The organism is Aminobacter sp. BA135 (assembly GCF_050859125.1).
GTDB lineage: Bacteria > Pseudomonadota > Alphaproteobacteria > Rhizobiales > Rhizobiaceae > Aminobacter > Aminobacter ciceronei.
On record NZ_CP139573.1, the window covers coordinates 100,798 to 120,707 of the forward strand.

Below are 19,910 nucleotides of genomic sequence, written 5' to 3' on the forward strand. Positions count from 1 at the left end.
AACAAGTAGGGAGGAGAACGTCATGTCACTCAAGAACTGGTTATACGCACTTTCCGCAACAGCAGCACTGACCTTGCCGGCCGTCCACGACGCGCAGGCCGAGGACTCGATCTACGTGCCGCTGTTCACCTACCGCACCGGCCCGTTCGCCGGCTCCGGCACGCCGATCGCCAACGGCATGCACGACTACCTGACGCTACTCAACGAGCGCGATGGCGGCATCGGCGGCGTCAAGCTGATCGTCGAGGAATGCGAGACCGGCTACGACACCAAGAAGGGCCTCGAATGTTATGAATCGGTGAAGCCCAAGAAGCCGGTCATCGTCAATCCGTGGTCGACCGGCATCACCCTGCCGCTGATCCCCAAGGCAGCCGTGGACAAGATTCCCGTGCTGTCGATGGCCTACGGCTTGTCGGCCTCGGCCAAGGGCGACACCTTCCCCTGGATCTTCAACCCGCCAGCGACTTACTGGGACGGCTTCACCCAGATCCTGCAATACATCGCGACGCAGGAAGGCGGCGGCATAGAGAAGCTCAAGGGCAAGAAGATCGGTTACATCTATCTCGACGCCAGCTTCGGCCGCGAGCCGCTGCCGCTGATCGAGCAGCTGTCGAAGGAACTCGGGTTCGAAGCCAAGCTGTATCCGGTTGCAGCCGCCGACATGCAGAACCAGTCGTCGCAATGGCTGAGCGTCCGCCGCGACAAGCCTGACTACATGATCCTCTATGGCTGGGGCGCGCTCAACGCCACCGCCGTCAAGGAAGCTGTCAAGACCAACTACCCGATGGAGAAGTTCATCTCGATCTGGTGGCCAAGCGAGGATGACGCCAAGGGCGCCGGCGATGGCGCAAAGGGCTTCAAGACGCTGAACTGGCATGCCGTGGGCACAGACTTCCCGCTGCTTGCCGATATCCAGAAGCACGTCGTCGACGCCGGCAAGAGCCAGGTCTCGGGCAAGGACAAGGTCGGCCAGGTTCTCTACAACCGCGGCATCTACAATTCGATGCTGATTGCCGAGGCGATCCGCAGAGCCCAGGAAATCACCGGCAACAAGGTCGTCACCGGCGAGGACGTACGCCGCGGTCTTGAGGGCCTCAACATCGACGACGCCCGGCTCAAGGAAATCGGCCTCGAAGGCTTCACCGGTGCGGTCAAGCTCTCCTGCGCCGATCACAACGGTCACTTCTCGACCTTCGTCCAGAGCTGGAACGGCACCACCTATGAAAAGGTGTCCGACTACATCGCCCCTCTGAGCGACAAGGTCGGTCCGCTGCTCGATGCCGACGCCAAGGCCTATGCCGAGAAGAACGCGCCATGGCCGGCCCGTTCCGAGGCCTGCGACGCCTCCTGAGGCTCACCCCGAACCCGGTCCCTTCCCCACGTGGGGAAGGGACGATGCCCCGGAGCTTGCTGATGTCTGAACATGCTTCCAAAGCGGTCGAGCCGGCCCGGCCGATGCTGTCGGTCAACAATATCGAGGTGATCTACGATCACGTCATCCTCGTCCTCAAGGGCGTGTCGCTTGATGTGCCGCAGGGCGGCATCGTCGCCATCCTCGGGGCCAACGGCGCCGGCAAGACGACGACGCTCAAGGCGATCTCCAACCTGCTCAGGGCCGAGCGCGGCGAAGTCACCAAGGGCTCGATCGAGTTCGACGGCGACCGCGTCGACCGACTAAGCCCAAACGAACTTGTGCGGCGCGGCTGCATTCAGGTGATGGAGGGACGCCACTGCTTCGGCCATCTGTCGATCGAGGAAAACCTGCTCACCGGCGCCTTCACGCGTCGCGACGGCAACCGTGCCATCCGCGACGATCTCGACATGATCTACGACTATTTCCCCAGGCTGAAGCAGCGCCGCTCATCGATGGCCGGCTATACCTCGGGCGGCGAGCAGCAGATGTGCGCCATCGGCCGCGCCATGATGAGCCGGCCCAAGATGATCCTGCTCGACGAGCCGTCGATGGGGTTGGCGCCGCAGGTGGTCGACGAGATCTTCGAGATCGTCAAGGATCTGAACAGCAAGCAGGGCGTGTCGTTCCTGGTGGCCGAGCAAAACACCAACATGGCGCTGAAATACGCCACCTATGGCTACATCATGGAGACCGGCCGCATCGTCATGGATGGCGACGCCGCTTCCCTGCGCGACAACGAAGACGTCAAGGAATTCTACCTCGGCATTGGCGGCGAAGGCCGCAAGTCGTTCCGCGAGGTCAAGAGCTACAAGCGGCGCAAGCGCTGGCTGGCGTGACCTGTTCCCGACGGCGCCCTGCCCCTTGTTCAAACTCCAGGTGAACCATGGTGACGAACGCATATTACGATGCCGGGGAAACCCAGGATCCTGCGGCCCGCGAGGCGGCACTTTTTGCCCGGCTGCGTTCGCTTGTCGACGCCGCGCTGTCCGCGACGCCGGCCCTGCGCCGGCAGCTCGAGGGGATTGCGCCTGACAGGCTCATCGACCGCACTGCCCTGCAGCAAGTGCCGGTTATCCGCAAAAGCGAGCTGCTTGCCTTGCAGACCGAGAACCCGCCTTTCGCCGGCCTCACGCCCACCAGGCCCGGCGCACTCAAGCGCCTGCTCGTTTCCCCCGGACCGATCTTCGATCCGGAGGGGCGCGGCGACGACTGGTGGGGCTCAGCCCGCGCCCTGTTCGCCTCGGGCATGCGTGGAGAAGACGTTGTCCACAACGCCTTCAGCTACCACCTGACCCCAGGCGGACACATGATGGAAGCCGGCGCACACGCGCTCGGCTGCGCAGTGATCCCCGCTGGTGTCGGCAACACCGAACAACAGGTCGAGGCGATCACAGTGCTGAAGCCCACCGGCTACATCGGCACGCCGGATTTTCTCAAGATCCTGCTCGACCGCGTGGCGGCATCAGGAGCCGCCAGCCCGTTCCGCCACGCGCTGGTTTCGGGCGCAGCGTTTCCGGCCACGCTGCAGCAGGAGATCGTCAACGCCGGCATCGACGCCTACCAAGCCTACGCCACCGCCGAACTCGGCGTCGCCGCCTATGAAACGGCGGCGCGCTCGGGCCTTGTCGTCAACGAAGGCCTGATCGTCGAGATCGTGCGCCCGGGCACCAACGAGACTGTCCCAGATGGCGACGTCGGCGAAGTCGTCGTGACACGGCTCAGCCCGGAATACCCGCTGCTGCGTTTCGGCACAGGCGACCTGTCGCGTGTCCTGCCCGGCCCGAGCGCCTGCGGCCGCACCAACATGCGGCTCGCCGGCTGGATGGGTCGCGCCGACCAGCGCACCAAGATCAAGGGCATGTTCGTCGACCCGGCCCAGATCGCCGCCATAGGAAGAAAATTCCCCGCCCTTGGCCGGCTTCGCCTCGTCGTCAGTCGCCAGGCCGAACAGGACGTCATGCTGCTGAAGGCCGAAGCCGGTTCAGCCAACGGCGGGCTGCAAGCAGAACTCGAGGCGGCTTTGCAGGCAGCGACCAAGATGCGCGGCGGCGTCGAAATCGTCGCCCCCGGCACCTTGCCCAATGACGGCAAGGTCATCGCCGACGAGCGGCCGATCGAATAATCCAAGGCAGAAGCTCGCCAGCAACCACCGTCTGTAGAAAGAAGCCCGGGCGTTGCCGGGCTTTTGTTTGTCAGGGTGTGGATGGGCTGATGTGTTGTCTCAGTGATCCATGGCCTTGACGATTTCTTCGGTCATCTTCTTGGCGTCGCCGAGCAGCATCATGGTGCCGTCCTTGTAGAACAGCGTGTTGTCGATGCCGGCATAGCCGGAGCCGAGGCTGCGCTTGACGAACAGGCAGGTGCGGGCCTTGTCGACGTCGAGGATCGGCATGCCATAGATCGGCGAGCTTTTGTCGTCACGTGCCGACGGGTTGGTGACGTCGTTGGCGCCGATGACATAAGCGACGTCGGCCTGCGAGAACTCCGAGTTGATGTCTTCGAGCTCGAAGACCTCGTCATAAGGCACGTTGGCCTCGGCGAGCAGCACGTTCATGTGACCGGGCATGCGGCCGGCGACCGGGTGGATGGCGTATTTGACTTCCACGCCATTGGCCTTGAGCTTGTCGGCCATCTCGCGCAGCGCATGCTGGGCCTGGGCCACAGCCATGCCGTAGCCCGGCACGATGATGACCTTCTGGGCGTTCATCATCAGATAGCGGCGCGTCAGCGGCACCTGTCTTGACCGTGCGCTGGATGCCATCGTCGACAGCTGCCGCCGTCTCGCCGCCAAAGCCGCCCAATATGACCGAGATGAACGAGCGGTTCATGCCCTTGCACATGATGTAGGACAGGATCGCACCGGACGAGCCGACCAGCGCACCGGTGATGATCAGCGCGAGATTGCCCAGCGTGAAGCCGTGTGCCGCAGCTGCCCAGCCCGAATAGGAGTTGAGCATCGACACCACGACAGGCATGTCGGCGCCGCCGATCGGGATGATCAGGAGCACGCCGAGCACAAGCGACAATGCCACGATCAGCCAGAAGATGGTCGTCGACTGGGTGGTGACCAACAGCACGATCAGCACGACCAGGCCGATGCCGAGGGCTGCGTTGATCAGGTGGCGGCCGGCAGCATGATCGGCTTGCCCGACATGCGGCCATCGAGCTTGAGGAAGGCGATGACCGAGCCGGTGAAGGTGATGGCGCCGATGGCAACGCCAAGGCTCATCTCGACAAGCGCCTGGCCGTGGATGGCGCCGACGGCACCGATGCCGAAGCTTTCGGGTGCATAGATGGCTGCGGCTGCGACCATCACGGCGGCCAGACCGACGAGGCTGTGGAAGGCAGCGACCAGCTGCGGCATCGAGGTCATGGCGATGCGCCGGGCGGTGACCGCACCGACGCCGCCGCCGATGACGAGGCCGAGCACGATCAGGCCGAGGCCGCCGGCAGAGGGCTTGGCCAGCGCCAGCGTGGTCACGATGGCGATGCCCATGCCGACCATGCCGTAGGTGTTGCCCTTGCGGCTGGTGGTCGGATGCGACAGGCCACGCAGCGCCAGGATGAACAGGATGCCGGAGACGAGATAGAGGAAGGAAGCAAGGTTCAGGGTCACGTCACTTGTCCTTCTTCTTGTACATCGCCAGCATGCGCTGGGTGACGAGGAAGCCGCCGAAGATGTTGACCGAGGCCAGCACCAGGGCGACGAAGCCGAAGCCGGTGGCAAGGCCGGAAGCGGCGATGCCGACGGCGAGCAGCGCACCGACGACGATGACCGAGGAGATCGCGTTGGTGACGGCCATCAGCGGCGTGTGCAGGGCCGGCGTCACCGACCAGACGACGTAATAGCCGACGAAGATCGCCAAAACGAAGATGGCGAAGCGGAACACGAACGGGTCGATCGCCCCGCCTGACACGGCATGTGCCGCATTGCCGGCAGCTTCGGCCGCACCTTCAGATGTGGCGAGATCCTGGACGCCGAGCCGGACGGCGGCAACCGCCTGGTCGAGCTGGTCGAGGGCTTTCTGAAGACCTTCCATCACGCGTCTCCCTCAGATGATGTCTTCGCGCCGGCGCTTGGCGCCGACTTCTTGGCAGTGGCTTTTTGGGCAGCGGGCTTTTTCGCAGCCGCCGATTTGTCCGCTTGGCGGCGGCCGGCTTCTTTGCCGCTGCCTTGGCAGGTGCAGCACTATCGCTCGCCGGGTCGTCGCCGCGGTTCTGGCCGGCCACGATCGGCTTTGGCTTGTCCGCCGCGGCAACCGCTGCAGCATTGGCGAAGTTCGGATGCACCACCTTGCCGCCATCGGTCAGCATGGTCGCCTTGACCAGCTCGTCGTCGCGGTTGATGGCGATCTGCTTGGTGGCCTTGTCGACCATGGTCTCGAGGAAGGCGAACAGGTTCTTGGCGTAAAGCAGCGAGGCGGACGCCGCGACCCGGCCCGGCACGTTGAGATGGCCGACGATCTTTGCCCCATTGGCTGACGTGACGACCTTGCCCGGCACCGCACCCTCGACATTGCCGCCGCGCTCGACGGCGAGGTCGACAAGCACCGAACCCGGCTTCATCAAGGCGACCATAGCCGCCGACACCAGCTTCGGCGCCGGACGGCCCGGGATGAGTGCCGTGGTAATCACGATGTCCTGCTTGGCGATGTGCTCGGCAGTCAGCGCCGCCTGCTTGGCCTGGTACTCCTTGGACATCTCCTTGGCGTAACCGCCTGCGGTTTTTCGGGCCTTGAACTCCTCGTCCTCGACGGCGAGGAACTTGGCGCCGAGCGAGGCGACCTGCTCCTTGACAGCCGGACGCACGTCGGTGGCCGTCACGATCGCGCCCATGCGGCGTGCGGTGGCGATCGCCTGCAGGCCGGCAACGCCGACGCCCATGATGAAACACCTTGGCAGCAGGAACCGTGCCGGCTGCCGTCATCATCATCGGCAGCGCCCGATCATATTCGGCAGCACCGTCGATGACCGCCTGATAGCCGGCGAGATTTGCCTGCGACGACAACACGTCCATCACCTGAGCTCGGGTGATGCGCGGCATGAACTCCATGGCAAACGCCGTCACCCCCGCCTTGGCCATCGCCGCCACACCGGCCTCGTTGCCATAAGGATCCATGGTGGCAAGCACGGCAGCGCCCGGCTTGTAGCCCTTGACCTCGGCCTCCGAGGGACGGCGCACCTTGAGCACCACATCGGCCTTGGCGGCATCACCGGCCTTGCCGATGACAGCCCCCACCGCCGCATAATCGGCATCGGGAATGCGCGACAAGGTGCCTGCACCCGTCTCGACAACAACCTCGAAGCCAAGACCCACAAGGCGTTTCACCGTATCCGGTGAAGCACCCACACGGCTCTCAATCGCATCCAACTCTCTGGGTATGAATATCGTCCCGGACATCCGAGGTCTCCGCGCAAATGTTCGCCCGCCGGGAAGCCTCCCGGCGGCGTTGATGCCGTTACTGCAGTATTCGCCGATTTTGCGGATCGGCCGAACCGACTAGAGAGCCGCGCGTCCATAAGGAGGCGCCAAGGATGCAGCAGAGCTTAGGCGCCGTGCTGATCCTATCCGAAAATCACTTCCGATTTTCGGACTGCTGGTCTAGTGGGCGACAAGAATGCCCTTGGCCTCGAAGATCGCCCGGATCTGCCGGACATAGGCGTGGTAGTCCTTGTCCTCGTGAGTCTTGCTCCACTGGCGCGGCCTGGGCAGGTCGATCTTGAGGTCGAGGTCGACGCGGCCCGGACGGGGCGACATCACCAGGACGCGGTCGGCGAGGAACACGGCCTCGTCGATGCCGTGCGTGATGAACAGCACCGTATTGCGCAGGCGCAGCCACATCGACTGCAGATCCATGATCATCTGTTCGCGGGTCAGTGCGTCGAGCGCGCCGAAGGGCTCGTCCATCAGAAGCAGGCCCGGCTCCTGGATCAGCGCTCGGCAGATCGCCACGCGCTGGCGCATGCCGCCGGAGAGTTCCGAAGGGTACTTGTTGCCGAAGCCTTCGAGCCCGACCTGGGCAAGCAATTCTTCGGCGCGCGCCCGGTACTCGGCGACGTCGAGCTTCTTGATTTCGATCGGCAGCAGGATATTGTCGAGCACCGTGCGCCAGTAGAGCAGAAGATCCGACTGGAAGACCACGCCGGTCTTCGGATGCGGCCGGCTGACGCCGTCGCCGTCAATGGCGATGCTGCCCGTCGAGGCAGGCGTCAGGCCGGCGAGAAGCGACAGCAGCGTGCTCTTGCCGCAACCGCTGGGACCGACGACGGCAACGAAGCTGCCGGGTTCGATCTTGAGATCGATCTTGTCGAGGGCAAGGACGTCATCGTCCTCGCGTGTCTTGTAGATTTTGGAAAGCCGCGAAATGTCGACCGCCGCGCCCATCTGGGTAGTGGCACTCATGGGATTGCCTCACTGAAGCTGTTGTCGTTGTTCGGCCGCACAGGCGGCCGAACTGATTACTTGCGGCCTGGCTATTTGGCAGCGTCGCGCTTGTAGGTGACGCGGGCTTCGATGGTGTCGATGATGAAGTAGAGCATCACGCCGAGGCCGGAGATCGTCACCACTGTGGCGAAGTTGAGCGTCGTGTCGAACAGCGAGTTGGCTTGCAGCTGCAGATAGCCGAGGCCACGTTCGGCAGCGACATATTCGCCGATGACTGCACCGATCACCGCCAGCGACACCGCAACCTTGAAGCCGCCGAAGATGTTGGGCAGAGCTGCCGGCAGACGGACCTTGAAGAAGGTCTGCCATTCGCTGGCGCCCATCGAGCGGACCAGGTTGACCAGGTTCTTGTCGAGCGACTGCAGGCCGACGACCGTCGAGATGACGATCGGGAAGAACGAGATCAGGAAGGCCAGCGTGATCTTGGGCGCCCAGCCATAGCCGAGATAAAGCACAAGCAGCGGCGCCAGCGCCACCTTGGGCACCGTCTGCAATGCCACCAGGATCGGGTAGATCGCACGCTCGAAAGCCCTGGAGTAAAAGATCGCCAGCGCCAGCGGGATGCCGATCATGACGCCCATGGCAAAGCCTGCGACGACTTCGAACAGCGTGACATAGGCGTGGGTGGCGAGCAGAGGGATCTCGTTGACGATCCGTGTGGCGATTGCCAGCGGCGTCGGCAGAACGAACTCCGAAAGCCCGGAAAGCGGGACCAGCACCTGCCAGGCGCCAAGCAGCACAACCGCCAGGATCAGCGCCGAATAGCGCTCCAGCCATGGCCCACGTGATTTTTTCCTGCTCATGCCCTTGCCTTGCTTCTTCTGCGCCTGAGCGGCGCCGATTACATCCGTGCTCGCCACCGTAGCCTCACTGCGTCAGAAGTTCATTGGTATAAAAGGACGACATCGGCTTGGCGTCGCCGATTTCCTCGACGCTGCCGATCAGCTTGATGGCATCAGCAATCGCCTTCTCGTCGATGTGGCCGATCGGTGTACCGGCTGGCGAATGGATCGATGCCGAGGTTGCCTCGATCTGCTGCTGCACCACCTTGTCGGAAGGACCAGCCTGCCAGACAGCCTTGAGCGCAGCGGTGGCGGCGGCCGGATCGGCTTTCGTCATCTCGATCGCCTTGGCGTTGGCGGCGAGGAAGCTCCTGAGCGCCGGGCCCTTCTTGGCAATGCCGTCATCGCTGGCGACAACCGCCATGCCGGGCACGGCCAGGCCGAACTCGGTCAGGTCAAGGGTCGGGAATTTCTGGCCGGTCTTGTCCTCGAGCACCGGCAGGTCGTTGGTCTTGTAGACGCTGACGACGTCGACCTGCTTCTGCAGGAACTGCGGCACGCGCGATTGCGAGTCCATCTGGACCTTCGAGACCTTGCTGCAGTCGATCTTGTTGATCTCGCAGAAGGCGCCGAGATAGGAAGTGCCGGTTTCGCCGACGGCGTGGGCAATCGTCTTGCCCTCAAGATCCTTCGGGGCCGTCACCGCCTTGTCGGGATGCGAGATCAGCGCGATCGGCGATTCAGGCTGGTAGAGCGCGATGATCTTGACCGGCATGCCCTTCTGGATCGCCGAGATGGCGAATATGCCAGGCAGGATGACGGCGTCTTCCTGGCCCTGGATCAGCGAACCAAGTGCTGCCTGCGAGCCCGCACCTTCGCCGAGCTTCAGCGTCACGCCGGCATCCTTGTAGAGACCCTTCTGCTCACCGAGATAGAAGAAGCCATACTCGCCCTTCAGCTTCCAGCTGAAGCGGACGTTGACGTCTTCCGCCATGGCGCTGTGGCTGGCAAGAACGGTGGCGACAGCAGCCGTGGCGATGAGCGCCGTGCCGCGAATGAGACCTGTGGCGTACAACATTTCTCTCCTCCCTAACGAGCACCTTGCGGGCGCCCCTATGGCCCGAAGGCCTGCCTCTCTCCCCGGAACGAGGCGCGACAGCTTTCGCTCTCAATCCTCATTCTTGATCTCATAGTGTGATCACATTTTATGATTGTCAAGCGATGAATCGGGTGAAGCGGCGCACGAATTCGCGTGTTCGATCAATGTCTCGGCGTGAACCTCCTGCCTTAGCGGCAAGCATCGGAAATTGCTGGCGGATTCACCACGCGTCGAGACGACGCAACCCCGCCCGTTGCCGGGCGAGCGCGATCACAGATCAATGAACGTCCTGGAATTGCCTGAAAAATGCGAAACGACTGCAGTCAGTTCGCAGCGGCGAAGGTGCTCGGCAATGAGCGTTCGATGGCGCTTCGGCTCAGGTTGCGGGCAATGAACACCAGCCAGCCGCGCGCCGCATCCTGCGGCCAGCGCGGCAAATATTCGGGCGGGTAGACGACGTGCTGGACACCGTGGATGATGACCGGCCGGGGATCACCCTTGACCGCCAGCAACCCTTTGACCCGAAGGATCGATTGACCCCGGCCGGCAAGCAGCAGCTCGAGCCAGTCGACAAAGGCCGGCCAGTCGACCTCCCTGTCGATCTCGACGGCAAAGGTCTCGATGCCATCGCTGTGCTGCCCCGCCATCGGCGTTTCGGCCATCTCGAAGTGACGCGGTTCCCAGTCCTCGTCGTAACGGAAGATATCGCCGGCGCCGGGCATGGAACTGCGACTGGAAACAAGCTGGCGAACCTGCGGGTTCAGCTTGCCCACCTCCTGGCCAAGCGCATCCAGCCGCCATGGTTCGACAAGGTCTGACTTGGTGATCACCACGCAGTCGGCGAGCGCAACCTGCTGGACGGCCTCGGCAAAACTGCCGATGCTGTTGGCGCCGCTGACGCCGTCGACGGTGGCAACGATACTGCCCGCCCGATAGCCGCGGCGGAGCTTTATGTCGCTCATCACCGCCTGCATGATCGGTGCGGGATCGGCGAGGCCCGTGGTCTCCACCACGACCCGGCGGAACGGCGCCACCTCGCCACGACGGACCATCGCCAGAAGGTCCGCCAGAGTGGATACGAGATCATCGCGCACGGCGCAGCACAGGCAGCCCGAAGACAACAGCACGGCGTCTTCGGAAACCTCGCGCACCAAAAGATGGTCGAGCCCGACTTCGCCGAACTCGTTGATGATCACGGCCGTGTCGGCAAGCTCAGGCTCACCCAGAAGATGCCTGAGGAAGGTCGTCTTGCCGCTGCCCAGGAACCCGGTCAGCACATGAACCGGGATTCTGTCGTCAGTCGTCGCAGCGGCAGGCAACATGGTCAGTTGACCTCGAATATGGCATCCACTTCGACAGGCACATTGCGCGGCAGCGAGTAGCAACCGACGGCAGCACGGGCATGACGGCCAGCCTCGCCGAACACCTCGACCATCAGGTCGGAGGCACCGTTGATGACCTTGGGATGATCCCTGAAGTCGGGCTCGGCATTAACGAAGCCGCCAAGACGTATGACCCCTACGACGCGGTCGAGATCGCCGTCGAGCGCCTGCTTGAGCTGTGCCAGGATGTTTACGGCGCAGAGCCGCGCGGCTGCCTGGCCCTCCTCGACGGTGAAATCGGAGCCGAGCTTGCCGGTAAACTTGTCCTTGCCGCCTTCGGCAGGAACCTGGCCCGAGACATAGACCTGGTTGCCCAGCCGACGGGCCGGCACGTAGTTGGCGGCAGGCGCCACGGTTGCCGGCAAGCTGATGCCGAGTCGCGCAAGATTTCGTTCAACTTTGCCCACCATGGCGGGATCCTCCCAGATCGTAATGTCAGTAATCGAATTGCAGGTCCGCCCCTTGCGCGAAGGGCAGCTCGATGCCCTGCGCACCGGCGACGCTGAGCAATGCCTTGCAGGTGGTGCGGATGTCGTGGACGATGCCCTTCTTGGCAGCGGCGGCATTACCGTCTTTCAGCGCACCAAGAATGTCCTCATGGTCCGAGGCGTTCCACGGCATCGAGGGGATCAGCAAGGACATGTACATTGTCGGGCCGAACTGCAGCCACAGCGACTCGATCAGCGGCATCAGCACATCGGACGCGGCCGCCTCATAGAGCGTGAAATGGAATTTCTGGTTGAAGGAAAGGCAGTTGAGAATGTCGCGCTTTTCGATCGCCACCAGAAGCTGCTTGTTGATCGCGGCGAGTTCGCTGATCAGGGCCGGCGTCGCCCTCTTGGCGGCAAGCTCGGCCGCCATTCCTTCGAGCATCTCGCGCACGGCAAACAGGTCGCTTAGTTTTTCCGGGCTCAGCCTGGGCACGCGCACCGAACCGCCCTTGGTTTCCTCGAGCGCATTTGCCGCAACCAGGCGGCTCAGCACTTCGCGTACCGGCATGGGACTGGTGCCGAAGCCCGCCGCCAGCTTGCGCAGGCTCATCACCTGGCCGGGCAGGAAGGCACCGACCATCAAGCCGCGGCGCATGTAGCGCAGCACATGCCCGTGGACATGGCCACGCTCCTTCTTGACAGTTTCGGTACCGCCGTTGCTGGCGTCCTCAGGCTTATCTATCCGCATTCTGTTTCTCCGCCGCTCGCAAGGTTCCTCAAGAATTGCGCTGTACGAGGAACGGCGTCAGGCGGCGAGCTTGCCGCAGACAGTCGCCGGCCGGGGGCAGAAGTTGACAGGCCGCAATCTGTGATCTCATATTGTGATCAATAAATGATCTTTGCCGAAACGGCAACCTTTATGTGCCCGGCTCGTTCGCCAACAAACACCCCGAGCGCCTGAAGCACCGAGGCATCATCAGCCCCTAGGGAGTCCGTCCATGACTGCACAGCTTGCATTGCGCGAACAACTCGCCAGCGGCGCCAAGCTGAACCGGTACGTGCTGCGCAATGTGCGTCTCAACAGTGCGGTGACAAACTGGAGTGCCATGGATGCCGCTGGGTTCTTTCTTGCTGACCTGACTGTAGAGCACGGCAGGATCTTGGCAACAACTCCAGCACCCGGCAAACCCATTGAAACAAGCGACAACGGCCTGTTGGCGATCGACGCCGGCGGACGCGTCGCGCTGCCCGCCTTCGTCGATTGCCATACCCATCTCGACAAGGGCCACATCCTGCCACGCACGCCCTCAGCCAACGGGACCTTCGAGGGCGCCTTGGCCGCAACGCGCGCCGACCGGACCGCCAACTGGTCTGCCGCGGATGTCTTCAAGCGCATGGACTTCGCCTTGCGCTCGGCTTTCCACCACGGCACCTCGGCGATACGCACCCACATCGACTCGCAGCCGCCGCAGGACGCCATTTCCTGGCCGGTGTTCACGGAACTCCGGCAGCATTGGCGCGGTCGCATCGACCTGCAGGCCTCCTGCCTGTTTCCCATCGACATGGCTCGCGACGATGCCTTCCTCGACGGCATGGCCAGGCGGGTGGCTGCCGCCGGCGGCATACTTGGGGCGGTTGCCTATCCTGCTCCCGACATCGACGACCTGCTCGACCGCATGTTTGCTGCCGCGGCCAGGACTGGCCTGGATCTCGACTTCCATGCCGACGAGACCTCCGACCCAACAGCCGACGCGCTTCGGCGCATCGCCGAGGCCAAGCTCCGCGCATCCTTTGTCGGCAATGTGCTGGTCGGACATTGCTGTTCGCTGGCGGTGCAGGATCAGGCAATCGTCGATGCTACGCTGGACACGGTCGCGACCGCAAGCCTTGCCGTCGTGGCGCTGCCGACCTGCAACCTCTATCTGCAGGACCGCCGCAATGACGCGACCCCGAGATGGCGCGGCGTGACCTTGCTGCATGAGATGAAAAAGCGTGGCATCCCTGTGGCGCTCGCCTCCGACAACACGCGCGACCCGTTCCATTCCTACGGCGATCTCGACATGCTCGACACGTTCCGCCTGGGCACGCGCGTGCTGCATCTCGACCACCCGAGCGGCGACTGGATCAGGGCCGTGACCACGACCCCGGCCGAGGTCATGGGTCTCGGAGCCAAGGGCGGCATCGCCAATGGGCAACCCGCTGATTTCATTCTCTATGAAGGCCGCAGCTGGTCGGAGGTGCTTTCGCGCGCGGAGAGCAACCGCATCGTCATCCGCAATGGAACACCGATTTCGACCTTACTGCCTTCCTACGCCGAACTCGACGGGCTTGAAGGCCTGACGCTCGGCTGAGTAGGGACGACGTCAGCGACCAAGAAAAAGGCCGCCGAAATCCGGCGGCCTTTTTACATCACTATACACGAGCGGATCAGGCAGTGGCGCCGACCTGGTAGAGCTCGACCTTGGTGCCGTCGGGGTCGGCGATGTAGATGGTCAGGCCATAGGGTCCATCATGCAGGTCGGTGTAGTACTTCACCCCGGCCTTTTTCAGCCTGGCATCCATGGCGCGCACATCGTTGACCTCGAAGGCGATGTGATCGAGCTGGCGGTGGTCCGAAGCCTTGCCGTGGATCAGCGCAATGCCCTGGTGGAAGGCGGTGAACGGACGGCCGTCGGCCAGCGGCTTGGCCGGACGGATCGTGAAGCCGAGCTGGTTGGTGTAGAAGGCCACCGAGGTGTCGATGTCGTTGACCATGATCAGCTGGTGGCCATAGTTGGTGACACGCGGCTTGACCTGCTCGCCGATCCAGTCGAGGACCTCGGACGAGTGGGCGATCTCGCAGAAATACTGCTTCCAGACCTGCTTGGCGGTCGCTTCCCATTCGGCATTGACGCCCGACACGCAGTCATCGACCGCAATAACGTCGAGGTCACGCAGATAGGCCTCGCGGATCGAGGTCTCGACGCAGGCGTTGGTGGTCGCACCGGTGACAAACAGGTGCTGGGTGCCGAGCATCTTCAGCATCATTTCGAGGCGCGTCTCGTAGAAGGCGCCGAAGCGGTGCTTGCGGATGACGAAGGCCGGATCGAAATCGGCCAGCGGCTTCAGCTCGTCGATGATCTGCTCGTCCCAGCTGCCGGCCAGCGCCGACACCTGCTTGCGGCGCGCTGTATGGCCAAGCAGCTTCTTCTTGGCGCGGTTCTGGTCGACCGCGAAGTGCTCCTGCATCGTCCAGATGACCGGGATGCCGGTGTCCTGGCAGCGCTTGATCAACTTCGCTAGCGGCGGCACGATCGCCGACAGGCGCTTGGTGTCGACGCCGGAAACACCAAGCGTGCCCTTCTCGTGGATGAAGGCGTTTTGCAGGTCGATGACCAGCAGCGCCGACTTGCGATAATCGAGAACGTCGAGACCCATCACTTGTGCTCCACCATGTCGATGCCGAGCACGCCGCCGCGACCCCAGCTGTCCTTGGGCGTCTCATGGATCACCACATGCAGGTGATCCGGCTTGCAGGCGGCTTCCTCGACCATGGCCTTGGTAATGGCTTTCACGAGGTTGCGCTTCTGCTCGACAGTGCGCCCCTCCCACATCTCTACGACGACGAACGGCATTGTTATTTCTCCTCTCTTTCGCTGGGCATGGCGCCGGAGGCCCAGACAGGCACGGCGGGCGCAAAGCCCGAAACCAGATCGTTGTTGGCCCGGTCGGTGCCCGAGAGCAGCCACAGCGGGCGGTTGGAATAGTTGACCAGCACCTGCTCTTCCATGCAGGCGCGGTTGGCCGCATGGTTTGGATCGCGCTCGAAGCGGCTCGTCGCAGGCATCAGCCTGACGACATAGAGCGGCTCCGAAGCATCAAAGCTCGCGAGCACGTCGGAACCTATTTCCTCCAGCCCGACTGCCCTGACCTCCGGGGTTTTCCTGCCGACGGCCACCAGCACCACGGCGCCAGCCAGCGGCGTCACCGGCCAGTAGCGACCTTCGCGACCCTCGCCGACAAACTCGCCGTAACGGCCTGCCTCGGGAAAAAACTCGCTGTCCCAGAGGATGACATCCGGCCCGATGACCGTCTTCGCGGCATCGATCACGAGAGCGCTCTCGCACAGGTCGAGAAAGCTCCACGGATCGGTCAGGCCGATGCAATGGCCCCATGGATTGTGGATCCCCGACAGCCTCTCCTGGCGGATCGTCGACTTGCGGGCGACGATCCTGTCGACCGCCTCACGCACCGGCAGACGCGCCGGTGTCAGCGAAATGCGACCGGCCAGGTCGAGATGATCGGAGACCCCTTGGGTCATGACGGCACCGTCACGCAGCGGCCGCGACCATAGTGGCTGTCGGCAACCACGCCATTTTCGTAGACCACGTCGCCGCGGGCGATCGTCATCACCGGCCAGCCCTTGAGCTTCCAGCCCTCATAGATGCAGGTGCCCTTGCCGGTGTGCTCGACAGTACGCTCCTCGTCGAGATCAACCAGCACGAGGTCGGCATCGAAGCCGACGTCGATATGGCCCTTGCGCGGCCAAAGGCCGAAGCGCCGCGCCGGGTTGAATGAATTGAGCGCGACCAGGCGGCTGAGCGGCAGCCCACGCTGGTGCACGCCGAAATGGAGCATCAGCGACAGCTCCCACGGGAAGCTGACGACGCCGGGGAATTCCGTCCACAAGTCCTCGAGCTTCTTGGGCAGGAACGGCACGTGGTCGGTGCCGAGGCTGTAGACCGAGCCGTTGAGCATGCCGGCCCACAGGCCTTCGAGCTCGTTGCGGTCGCGCAGCGGCGGTGAGATCTTGGCGCGCATGTCCAGATCCTCGTCATAGCAGGTGCGCGTCAGATAGTGCGGGCAGGTCTCGACGGTGACATGCACGCCGCGCGCCTGCGCTTCGGCAGCCAGCACCGGGCCCATGCCGACCGAGGTATGCACCAGATGCAGCGAGCAGCCGGTCTTTTCGGCGAGGAAGATCATGCGTCTGATCGTCTCGACCTCGCAGAAGGCCGGGCGCGATTCCGTGTAGGCGCCGAGGTCCTGACGGCCGGTCGCGGCGATCTCCTTCTTGATCCACGAGGCGATCTGGGTGTTCTCGCAATGGACGTTGATGACGCCGCCGGGGATCTTCGACAGGATGCGCATTGCGGCATAGACCCAGCCGTCCGTCGCCGGCACGATGCCGATCGGATTGTCGGGCTCATAGCCGAAATAGCACTTGAACGACTTCACGCCGGTCTTGGCGACGATCTCAGGGATCTCGGCAATGTGCTCCTCGCGCTGGATGCCGAAGTGGAAGCCGAAATCGATGACCGAGTTCTCCTCGCCCAGCGCCTTCCGCTCCTCGTAGAACGGCAGGTAGGATTCCTTGAGGTTGCGGATGTAGAGCAGCGCCGTGGTGACGCCGCCTGAAGCCGCGGCCGCCGTCTCGGTGCGCATATCCTCTGGATAGGGGAACTTCACGCCCAGATGGCAGTGCGGATCGATCAGGCCGGGCATCAGCACCTTGCCCTCGGCGTCGATGGTGCGGGTCGCGTCCGGCAGCACCTCGTCGGCGCCGGTCAGCACGATCTTGCCGTCCTTGACCGCGACGCCGCCGTGAAATTCGCCGTCGTGGCGAACCACCCGCGCGTTCTTGATGACCAGATCCGCCTTCATCACTTCTGCTCCAGTATGCCTTCGATGCGTCTCGAGATGCCGCTCCACTGACTGCGGCCGACGGTGATCGGCGCGCGTGCGCCCATGCCACGGGCCCAGATCGCCTTCAGCCCGAGCTCGGCGGCGGCCTCCCTGTCGATGGTGCCGGGCGGGGCCGCGACGTCGACCAGCAGCGCATGCTTGGGCAGCAGCTTGAGCTGGTCGCGGTCGAGCAACCGCTTCGGCACGCTGCCGATGACGATATCCATCCTGGGCAGGAACTCGGGCAACTGTTCGAGCGTCAGCGATTCCGCGCCCGCCGCATAGGCCGCCGCACGCTGAACCGGGTTGCGCGCCGCGACATGGACGTGGGCGCCGAGCGCTACCAGCGTGTTGGTCAAAAGCGAGCCGATGGTGCCCTGCCCAACCAGGCAGATATTTGACTTGTGGATGGTAATCTCAGTGTTCTCGATGATCACCTTGAGCACGCCCTCGACGATCGCCGGGCCGCGCAGCAGCATCAGGTCGACGTCCCATTCATACTCGTGCAGGGTAATGCCAAGCGCTTCGCAATGCCCCTTCAGATTGCCATCGGCCCAGCCGAGGATGATGTGGCCAGGCTTGTGCATACCGGCCAGCATGTCGCGAGTCGGGATGATCTTGTCAGGACACTTCGGCGCAAACAGGGCACCCTCCGCGGTGATGCCGGGAATCGGGAACAGGGCGATGTCGGCCCCCTTCAGCGCATCCGCTGCATCCCTGGCATGGTAGACGCCCTCGATACCTTCCCCCGGCCAGGGAAAGCCAAAGGCCCGGACGGTGGCGCCGGCGCGCACGGCGCAGCGGGCGATTTCCTGTTCGCGGGCGTCACCAGCGACGACGGCGATGACAGTGTTGTTCCAGCTCATTTCGCCCTGACCTTCTGAATGACCTGATCCCTGGACATGCCGGCAATGCCCATCGCCTCGGCGGTGCGGCCGCCCTTGCGATAGTCGGTGCCGACGGCGATCTGCGCCAGGCTGTAGAGAGAATGCGCCACGGGCGTGTCGACGCCGGCAATGCGGGCAAATTCGAGGAACGGCAGCAGTCCGTGGCCGAAATCCTCCTTGTAGTAGCGGTATTCCAGCGAGTCAGGGCCTTTGATGCGTTTATTGGCCTCGCCGCCCGCAATCGCGGCGCGGAAATCGCTGGTGTCCGTTACCTCAGCCTCGACCGTGCCGAGCAGCTTCATCTCTTCGACCAGATTGGGCAGATCATGCCCGAAGGCTTTGGCGACCGCCAGACGCTCGTCGTCGAGCTGCTTCATGACGCGGGCAACGCCAGGTGTCATGGCGTCGACATAGAAGGTGAAGTTGCCACCGGTCGCCTCGACCCAGGCCGCCGCCAGTACCGCGCCGGGTGGATGCAGGACCATGTTGACGTTGGACAGGTCCGACGCGATCACGTCGGCAACAGGGGTCAGGCCCGGATAGAGCTTGCCGGCGATCTCCAGCACTTCGGAACCGCCCTTCAGAGCTGCTGCCTTGAGCTGCTTGGCGCGGCCGGACACGGTCACGCCATCGGGACGGTATTTGCGCGCGACATAGGTCAGCGTCGAGAACTCGACGACGGGGGGAGCCGCACGGCCGGTACGCGAAAAAGTCTCGGCGAATTCCAGCGCGCCGCCGGTGTGGCCAGGGTTGAGCACGACCGGCCTGGTCGACGACCAGCCGGCAGCGGCCAGCGCCGATGCGATCGCCGAGTGCGAAAAGGTCGGCAGGACGACGACCGCGACATCGACGCCATCGATCGCTGCCTTGAGATCGGTGGTAATCAGCGCCGGCTTCGCCACGCCCTCGCCGAGCTTGCCTTCATAAGCGACGCCGCCCAGCTTGATATGCGGCTCCAACGTCTCCGCCGACCGCGCCCAGAAATGCACATCGTGCCCCGCCTGGACCAACTCTGCGACCGAGGCTGCACCGCCCGCACCCGCTCCTAATACTGCAACTTTCATTCTCTCCTCCGGGGGCCGAGCTACGGCTTGCCGGCCGCACGACCTCATGCTCGGAACGGGTACTCCTCCCCGCGCCTCGCGCCAATTGATAACCACCAACCAGTTTGATCACACTTTATGATCACACCAAGAATTGTCAAGCGGAAGAATGTGCTTCCCGCTGTTCAAGCTGCCTGATGCCTGAGCCCCGCCGCCTCGATACCTGCGATTGCCGCGAGTTCGTCATTGTCTGACGTATCGCCCGTGATGCCGACCGCGCCGATGAGTTTGCCCGCCTGGTCGCGGATCAGCACACCGCCGGGCACCGGCACGATGCGGCCGCCGGAGACGGCGTTGAGGCCTTCCATGAAGTGCGGCCGCTCCTTCGCCGTCTGGTCGAGCCAGCGCGAACCCATGCCGACAGCGAGCGCGCCATAGGCCTTGCCGGAAGCGATCTCGTAGCGCAGCATCGAAGCCCCATCCTGCTTCTGAAATGCCTTGAGATGGCCGCCGGCATCAAGCACGGCGACCGTCAAAGGTTTCATCCTGGCGACCGCGCCCTTGGCGAGGGCCGCCGCGATGATGGTATTGGCGGCAGCGAGTGTCAGGTCGGTCATGTCTTTCTCCTTTGGGATTCGTGGGGGCGTGCAGCGCCGCTGGCTAATGGCTCAAGCGATCACCTTGGCCCGCAGATTCTGAAGTCCGGGCGCTTTTGCACCCCCTCTGGCCTGCCGGCCATCTCCCCCTCAAGGGTGGAGATGGC

The 19,910-nt window shown here is 63.6% G+C and carries 18 protein-coding genes and 2 pseudogenes; 4 read left to right on the forward strand and 16 right to left on the reverse strand.

What is annotated here, in order from left to right; genetic code table 11:
* The first annotated feature begins 22 nt into the window (after positions 1-22).
* The 3 genes from SLT36_RS28450 to SLT36_RS28460 all read left to right on the forward strand — a co-directional run bounded on the left by SLT36_RS28450 (position 23) and on the right by SLT36_RS28460 (position 3,536).
* On the forward strand, positions 23-1,351 hold the full coding sequence (locus SLT36_RS28450; protein WP_432288982.1) for an ABC transporter substrate-binding protein: 1,329 nt from the start codon (positions 23-25) through the stop codon (positions 1,349-1,351).
* A 62-nt stretch (positions 1,352-1,413) separates the two neighbouring features.
* The gene (locus tag SLT36_RS28455) at positions 1,414-2,250 is read left to right on the forward strand and encodes an ABC transporter ATP-binding protein (protein ID WP_182574300.1); all 837 of its coding nucleotides are present in this window, start codon (positions 1,414-1,416) and stop codon (positions 2,248-2,250) included.
* Between the two features lie 47 nt (positions 2,251-2,297).
* Complete coding sequence (locus tag SLT36_RS28460; protein WP_432288984.1) at positions 2,298-3,536, forward strand: phenylacetate--CoA ligase family protein; 1,239 nt, start codon at positions 2,298-2,300, stop codon at positions 3,534-3,536.
* Positions 3,537-3,635: 99 nt separating this feature from the next.
* Here SLT36_RS28460 and SLT36_RS28465 read toward each other — a convergent pair.
* From SLT36_RS28465 to SLT36_RS28505, 9 genes and pseudogenes are all read right to left on the reverse strand, one after another.
* Positions 3,636-5,030 (reverse strand): annotated as a pseudogene (locus tag SLT36_RS28465) (NAD(P)(+) transhydrogenase (Re/Si-specific) subunit beta).
* A 1-nt stretch (position 5,031) separates the two neighbouring features.
* Entirely contained in the window at positions 5,032-5,454 is a 423-nt protein-coding gene (locus tag SLT36_RS28470) for a proton-translocating transhydrogenase family protein (RefSeq protein ID WP_432288986.1), read from the reverse strand.
* 225 nt (positions 5,455-5,679) lie between these two features.
* Positions 5,680-6,815, reverse strand: a pseudogene (locus tag SLT36_RS28475) (Re/Si-specific NAD(P)(+) transhydrogenase subunit alpha); the annotation flags it as partial.
* A 201-nt stretch (positions 6,816-7,016) separates the two neighbouring features.
* Positions 7,017-7,817: an ABC transporter ATP-binding protein gene (locus SLT36_RS28480; protein WP_432288987.1), complete on the reverse strand. Its 801-nt coding sequence runs from the start codon at positions 7,815-7,817 to the stop codon at positions 7,017-7,019.
* Between the two features lie 71 nt (positions 7,818-7,888).
* Entirely contained in the window at positions 7,889-8,662 is a 774-nt protein-coding gene (locus SLT36_RS28485) for an ABC transporter permease (protein ID WP_067968434.1), read from the reverse strand.
* Positions 8,663-8,726: 64 nt separating this feature from the next.
* A complete protein-coding gene (locus SLT36_RS28490; protein ID WP_432288989.1) occupies positions 8,727-9,719 on the reverse strand; it encodes an ABC transporter substrate-binding protein in 993 nt (330 codons plus the stop codon).
* A gap of 344 nt (positions 9,720-10,063) precedes the next feature.
* Positions 10,064-11,062 carry a CobW family GTP-binding protein gene (locus SLT36_RS28495; RefSeq protein ID WP_432288991.1) on the reverse strand — a complete coding sequence of 333 codons (999 nt, stop codon included), beginning with the start codon at positions 11,060-11,062 and terminating at the stop codon, positions 10,064-10,066.
* Between the two features lie 2 nt (positions 11,063-11,064).
* Positions 11,065-11,532 (reverse strand): RidA family protein, encoded by a 468-nt coding sequence (locus SLT36_RS28500; protein ID WP_432288992.1) that lies wholly within the window; start codon positions 11,530-11,532, stop codon positions 11,065-11,067.
* A 25-nt stretch (positions 11,533-11,557) separates the two neighbouring features.
* Complete coding sequence (locus tag SLT36_RS28505) at positions 11,558-12,301, reverse strand: GntR family transcriptional regulator (RefSeq protein ID WP_432288994.1); 744 nt, start codon at positions 12,299-12,301, stop codon at positions 11,558-11,560.
* Between the two features lie 250 nt (positions 12,302-12,551).
* On the opposite strand from SLT36_RS28505, the gene SLT36_RS28510 reads away from it, so the two are divergent.
* Positions 12,552-13,904, forward strand: a complete 1,353-nt coding sequence (locus tag SLT36_RS28510; protein WP_432288996.1) for a cytosine deaminase — start codon at positions 12,552-12,554, stop codon at positions 13,902-13,904.
* 76 nt (positions 13,905-13,980) lie between these two features.
* On the opposite strand, the gene SLT36_RS28515 is transcribed toward SLT36_RS28510, so the two are convergent.
* The 7 genes from SLT36_RS28515 to SLT36_RS28545 all read right to left on the reverse strand — a co-directional run bounded on the left by SLT36_RS28515 (position 13,981) and on the right by SLT36_RS28545 (position 19,764).
* Positions 13,981-14,970: an isochorismatase family protein gene (locus SLT36_RS28515; protein WP_182576175.1), complete on the reverse strand. Its 990-nt coding sequence runs from the start codon at positions 14,968-14,970 to the stop codon at positions 13,981-13,983.
* The gene (locus tag SLT36_RS28520; RefSeq protein ID WP_018431063.1) at positions 14,970-15,167 is read right to left on the reverse strand and encodes a 2-hydroxymuconate tautomerase; all 198 of its coding nucleotides are present in this window, start codon (positions 15,165-15,167) and stop codon (positions 14,970-14,972) included. Before SLT36_RS28520 ends, SLT36_RS28515 begins: the two co-directional genes overlap by 1 nt.
* Before the next feature lie 2 nt (positions 15,168-15,169).
* Entirely contained in the window at positions 15,170-15,853 is a 684-nt protein-coding gene (locus SLT36_RS28525) for a resolvase (protein WP_067967491.1), read from the reverse strand.
* Positions 15,850-17,196: a dihydroorotase gene (locus tag SLT36_RS28530; protein ID WP_309402599.1), complete on the reverse strand. Its 1,347-nt coding sequence runs from the start codon at positions 17,194-17,196 to the stop codon at positions 15,850-15,852. The genes SLT36_RS28525 and SLT36_RS28530 overlap by 4 nt, the downstream gene beginning before the upstream one ends.
* On the reverse strand, positions 17,196-18,083 hold the full coding sequence (locus SLT36_RS28535) for a dipicolinate synthase subunit DpsA (protein WP_263005315.1): 888 nt from the start codon (positions 18,081-18,083) through the stop codon (positions 17,196-17,198). Before SLT36_RS28535 ends, SLT36_RS28530 begins: the two co-directional genes overlap by 1 nt.
* The gene (locus SLT36_RS28540; RefSeq protein ID WP_432288997.1) at positions 18,080-19,168 is read right to left on the reverse strand and encodes an NAD/NADP octopine/nopaline dehydrogenase family protein; all 1,089 of its coding nucleotides are present in this window, start codon (positions 19,166-19,168) and stop codon (positions 18,080-18,082) included. The genes SLT36_RS28535 and SLT36_RS28540 overlap by 4 nt, the downstream gene beginning before the upstream one ends.
* A gap of 164 nt (positions 19,169-19,332) precedes the next feature.
* Positions 19,333-19,764, reverse strand: coding sequence for a GlcG/HbpS family heme-binding protein (locus SLT36_RS28545; protein WP_432288999.1), 432 nt, complete (start codon positions 19,762-19,764; stop codon positions 19,333-19,335).
* Positions 19,765-19,910 lie beyond the last annotated feature (146 nt).

What these genes read in the sequence shown, in the direction of transcription:
- SLT36_RS28450 (WP_432288982.1), top strand. Translation starts at nt 23, where the DNA reads ATGTCACTCAAGAACTGGTTATACGCACTTTCCGCAACAGCAGCACTG.
- SLT36_RS28455 (WP_182574300.1), top strand. Translation starts at nt 1,414, where the DNA reads ATGTCTGAACATGCTTCCAAAGCGGTCGAGCCGGCCCGGCCGATGCTG.
- SLT36_RS28460 (WP_432288984.1), top strand. Translation starts at nt 2,298, where the DNA reads ATGGTGACGAACGCATATTACGATGCCGGGGAAACCCAGGATCCTGCG.
- SLT36_RS28470 (WP_432288986.1), bottom strand. Translation starts at nt 5,454, where the DNA reads ATGGAAGGTCTTCAGAAAGCCCTCGACCAGCTCGACCAGGCGGTTGCC.
- SLT36_RS28480 (WP_432288987.1), bottom strand. Translation starts at nt 7,817, where the DNA reads ATGAGTGCCACTACCCAGATGGGCGCGGCGGTCGACATTTCGCGGCTT.
- SLT36_RS28485 (WP_067968434.1), bottom strand. Translation starts at nt 8,662, where the DNA reads ATGAGCAGGAAAAAATCACGTGGGCCATGGCTGGAGCGCTATTCGGCG.
- SLT36_RS28490 (WP_432288989.1), bottom strand. Translation starts at nt 9,719, where the DNA reads ATGTTGTACGCCACAGGTCTCATTCGCGGCACGGCGCTCATCGCCACG.
- SLT36_RS28495 (WP_432288991.1), bottom strand. Translation starts at nt 11,062, where the DNA reads ATGTTGCCTGCCGCTGCGACGACTGACGACAGAATCCCGGTTCATGTG.
- SLT36_RS28500 (WP_432288992.1), bottom strand. Translation starts at nt 11,532, where the DNA reads ATGGTGGGCAAAGTTGAACGAAATCTTGCGCGACTCGGCATCAGCTTG.
- SLT36_RS28505 (WP_432288994.1), bottom strand. Translation starts at nt 12,301, where the DNA reads ATGCGGATAGATAAGCCTGAGGACGCCAGCAACGGCGGTACCGAAACT.
- SLT36_RS28510 (WP_432288996.1), top strand. Translation starts at nt 12,552, where the DNA reads ATGACTGCACAGCTTGCATTGCGCGAACAACTCGCCAGCGGCGCCAAG.
- SLT36_RS28515 (WP_182576175.1), bottom strand. Translation starts at nt 14,970, where the DNA reads ATGGGTCTCGACGTTCTCGATTATCGCAAGTCGGCGCTGCTGGTCATC.
- SLT36_RS28520 (WP_018431063.1), bottom strand. Translation starts at nt 15,167, where the DNA reads ATGCCGTTCGTCGTCGTAGAGATGTGGGAGGGGCGCACTGTCGAGCAG.
- SLT36_RS28525 (WP_067967491.1), bottom strand. Translation starts at nt 15,853, where the DNA reads ATGACCCAAGGGGTCTCCGATCATCTCGACCTGGCCGGTCGCATTTCG.
- SLT36_RS28530 (WP_309402599.1), bottom strand. Translation starts at nt 17,196, where the DNA reads ATGAAGGCGGATCTGGTCATCAAGAACGCGCGGGTGGTTCGCCACGAC.
- SLT36_RS28535 (WP_263005315.1), bottom strand. Translation starts at nt 18,083, where the DNA reads ATGAGCTGGAACAACACTGTCATCGCCGTCGTCGCTGGTGACGCCCGC.
- SLT36_RS28540 (WP_432288997.1), bottom strand. Translation starts at nt 19,168, where the DNA reads ATGAAAGTTGCAGTATTAGGAGCGGGTGCGGGCGGTGCAGCCTCGGTC.
- SLT36_RS28545 (WP_432288999.1), bottom strand. Translation starts at nt 19,764, where the DNA reads ATGACCGACCTGACACTCGCTGCCGCCAATACCATCATCGCGGCGGCC.